Annotated in this window: 3 protein-coding genes and 1 pseudogene; 1 reads left to right on the top strand and 3 read right to left on the bottom strand. The window is 67.0% G+C overall.

Translation table 11 applies throughout. From position 1 onward, the window contains the following. The 3 genes and pseudogenes from AC5RWX_RS31310 to AC5RWX_RS31300 all read right to left on the bottom strand — a co-directional run. Positions 1-223 (bottom strand): annotated as a pseudogene (locus AC5RWX_RS31310) (Orn/Lys/Arg family decarboxylase); the annotation flags it as partial. Positions 224-560: 337 nt separating this feature from the next. Next, on the bottom strand, positions 561-1,787 hold the full coding sequence (locus tag AC5RWX_RS31305) for an allantoate amidohydrolase (protein WP_494100089.1): 1,227 nt from the start codon (positions 1,785-1,787) through the stop codon (positions 561-563). Between the two features lie 17 nt (positions 1,788-1,804). After that, positions 1,805-2,959: an FAD-dependent oxidoreductase gene (locus AC5RWX_RS31300; RefSeq protein WP_494100088.1), complete on the bottom strand. Its 1,155-nt coding sequence runs from the start codon at positions 2,957-2,959 to the stop codon at positions 1,805-1,807. 122 nt (positions 2,960-3,081) lie between these two features. Between AC5RWX_RS31300 and AC5RWX_RS31295 the strand changes: the two genes are divergently transcribed. Further along, positions 3,082-3,769: LysR family transcriptional regulator (locus tag AC5RWX_RS31295; RefSeq protein ID WP_494100087.1), on the top strand; the 688-nt coding region annotated here is incomplete at its 3' end.

Genomic DNA, 3,769 nt, shown 5'->3' with positions numbered 1-3,769 from the left:
GGTTGGATCTTTTGATCCAACCGCCCCTTTGCTTGCTCGTTCCCCTCCGGAGGTTTCCCTGGTTCGCAGCACGCGGTATCCATGGTCCTTGTCGTAGCCGTGAATGTCCCGGGTATCCAGCGCGGCCATGAAGTCCAGCACGTTGGAGGTGATGGAGCCGGCCGGGGAGGAGGACCGGAAAGCCGGGCGGGTATGGCGTAACGAAGGCGGCGGAGACCACCTCTCCGTGAGCCGCAGGTTCGTCTCGGCGGAAAGGCCACCGCCCATCTTTTCCGCGGTGCAGGGGAGGTATCCCCACAGGTCCTCGCGCCTTGACCATTGGAGGTGGCAGGATCACTGTTGCCGTCGATGGCGTAGAGGTCTGGTGCGGCCGGATTCAAGAGTTTGTCCTCCTCTTCGAAGAACTCCGGGGCCGCCGTCGTCTTGACACCGTTGTCTCCGTTGACACGCCCGTGCCCGGAGTCCGTGTTTTTTCTGGCGGGCAGGAAGGTTGGTGGGTGGCCTTTCGGGCACAGAAAAGCACCCGCGCCGGGAAACCGGCGCGGGTGCTGGTTGTGTGCTTAGGCCATGAGTCCCTGCAGGGCGTCGGCCAGGGTTTGCGCCCCGGTTTCGGCGTCCTCGTCCATGACGTGTTCTTCGGGGGAGTGGGAAATGCCGCTGGGGTTGCGGACGAAGACCATGGCGGTGGGGACGTAGGGTGCCAGAACGCCGGCGTCGTGCCCGGCCCCGGTGTCCAGGGTGGGCGCGTGTGGAAGGGCCAGCTGCAGTTCCCGCTGTAGTCCGGGGTCAAAGTGGACGGTGGGGCTGAGCGATTCCTCCCGGAGGTGGATGCTGCAGCCTTCCTCCGCTGCGATGACCTGAGCCTGCAGGTGGATGCTCTCTACGAGGGCCGCGGTAACGGCGTCGTCAGGGTGGCGGACGTCCAGCCAGAAGTCCACGCGGGAGGCTATGACGTTGGTGCCGCCGGGAACGGGCTGCAGCCGGCCGACGGTAGCCCTGGCGTGGGGCTGTTTCCGGGCGATGTCGCGGATGGCTACGACCATCCTGGACGCGGACACCATCGGGTCATGCCGGTCCGCCATAAGCGTAGTCCCGGCATGGTTGCCCTGGCCCTGGACGCTCAGGCGCCAGCGCCCGTGGCCAAGGATGGAGGAGGCGATGGCAATGGGCTGGTCCAGGTCGATCAACCCGCGGCCCTGCTCGACGTGAAGTTCGACGAAGGCCCCGATCTGGCCGAGGAGCTCGTCGTCCTTGCCTACGAAGCGGGGGTCGAGCCCGTTGGCACGGGCGATGTCTGCGAAGGATGAACCGTCGGGGTCGCGCAGGTTCCGTGCCTTGTCCGGGTCGATGGCGCCGGTCATCAGCCGGGAGCCGAGGCAGGCGACGCCGAAGCGGGATCCTTCCTCCTCCGGGAACACCACGACGGCGAGCGGACGCGTGGGGGTTGCCATTCGGGCTTTGAGGATGTCGACGGCGACCAGGGCTGAGGCGACGCCGAGCGGGCCATCGAACGGGCCGCCGCCGGGCACGGAGTCCAGGTGGCTTCCGGTGACCAGGCTGTTGGTGCGGACTCCGCCCGGCACGTCCCACCACGCCCAGATGGCGCCGTTGCGGTCCGTCTCCACGGACAGTCCTCGCTTTTGGGCCTGTTCGGTGAACCATGCGCGCAGGTCCAGTTCGGCTGTCGAGTAGACCGGGCGGGTATAACCACCGCGGACCGCGTCCGTGCCGGTGCCGGCGATCTCGGACATCAGTCCCGTCACCGTTGCTGTCGGGGCGTTGGTCATGTCGGTGCCGTGCGCCATCAGTGCGCCGCCACCGCTGTGCGGCCGCCCTGGGCTGCGAGCCGGAACTGATCCGGAACGCGTCCTGAACCGGTGGCCAGGTCTGCTGCGAGCTGTCCGATGAGCGGGGCGAATTTGGCGCCGTGTCCGGAGCAGGGGGAGAGGATGGTGATGCCCTCGGCCCGGTCCAGGATGAAGTCCTCGGTGGGGGTGTTGGTGAACAGGCAGGTGGTTTCGGCGTAGGGCTCCGGCACCAGGCCCGGCAGGTACTGTTCGACGTACTCGATGACGCGCTGGCGGTTGTCCGGGTTGATCTGTCCGTCCTGGTTGGCAGCGGAGGGCAGAATTTTGCCGCCGTTGTATTCGGCGACCTTTTGACCGCGGAAGCCGGCGTCGAGGCCGCCGGGGAGGCCGTAGGCCTGCCAGCCTTCGCGTTTGTGGATGAAGGTGGGCCATGTTGCGGGGTCCGTGCCGTCAACGTACGGGAAGTGGTAGGCCTGTTCCTGCCGCACCTGAATGGGCGGCATGGAGGCCAGGAAGGAGGACGGCAGCGCCAAGGACCCGAGCAGCTGGGGGAGCCAGCCGCCGGCGGCGACGATGACGTTGGCCGCGCGCATGGTGCGGCCGTCCTCGGAGGTGAGGACGTAGCCGCCGGCCGATCCGGTGATCGAGGCAACAGCCCAGTTGGTGTGCAGTCCGGCTCCTTGGGCTACTGCCTGCTCCACCATGGAGGCGACGGATTCGTGGGCGTCGATGACGCCGGCATCCGGGTGCCACAGCACCGGGGTGTCGAAAGCAATCTGAGGCCACCGGCGATTGGCCTCCTCTGGGCTGAGGAGCTCATGGTCGATACCGCGTGCCGCCAGCACGGCCGCGAGGCGCTCCGGCTGGCGGATGGCTCCGTAGTCCACGGCCCCGGTAGGGGTGATGAGCTGCTTGCCGCTGAGGCGTGCCAGTTCGTCCCAGCCGGCCTTGGCCTCCTGGACCAGGCCGGTGTAGAACTCCTCGGGGTATGCGTAGCGGAAGATCCGGGCCGAGCCGTGGGAACTTCCGGCGTCGTTGGCGGGCGTGGTGCGTTCCAGCAGGTTAACCTCGTGGCCGCGGGCGGCGAGGTGCCACGCGGTCGCGGCTCCAGAGAGCCCTGCCCCGACGACGGCGTACTCGATCGAATCCATGATCGCTCCTTGTACTTTTAGGGTGATGGGTGACTTCGTTGTATCCAGTTACGCACCCGCGAATGCCCTACGTCCAATATCATTTGACTAGCAATTATTGGCGTCAATCGAAAGAATCTTCCATGGAGCTCCGGCAACTGCGGTACTTCCTCGTCGTGGCGGAGGAGCTGCACTTCGCGAAGGCGGCCGAACGCCTGCATATCACCCAGCCGCCGCTGACCGTCGCCATCAAGGGCTTGGAACGCGAGCTCGGCGTCCAGCTGTTGGACCGGACAACCCGCCGCGTCTCCCTGACGCCGGCCGGCCAAGCGTTCCGCGACCGCGTCTCGGCCGCCGTCACGGAGTTGGACAGCGCCGCCGGTGACGTTGCCGACGTCGCGGCGGGCAAGAGCGGCAGGATCAAAGTCGGCTTCGTCAGTTCCGCGAGTTACACCACGGTGCCGGAGGCGATCCGTGCCTTCCGCCAGCACCGCCCCCGCGTGGACCTGGTGCTGTCCCCACTCACCAGCGGCGAACAGATTGAACAACTCCTGGACGGCGACCTCGACGTAGGCCTGGTCCGGGACCCGGGGGACGTGCCCGGCCTCCACCTGGAATTGCTCAGCACCGAGGACCTGGTGGTAGTCCTGCCTGAAACGCACCCTTTGGCTGGGCGCGGGGAGGTCCGGGCGAACGACTTGGCAGGCGAACCCATGATCCTCTTCCCGTACCGCCTGATGCCCGGCTTCGTTTCGCGGGTCCTGCGGTTGTTCGAGCCGCTCGTGGCGCCCCCCACCGTCGTGCAGCAGGTCATCCATCAGGAAACGGTTC

It is taken from the genome of Arthrobacter sp. SPT-J7, from assembly GCF_059089965.1.
Note: the sequence above shows the minus strand (reverse complement) of the source record. Positions and strands in the feature narration are given on the sequence as shown.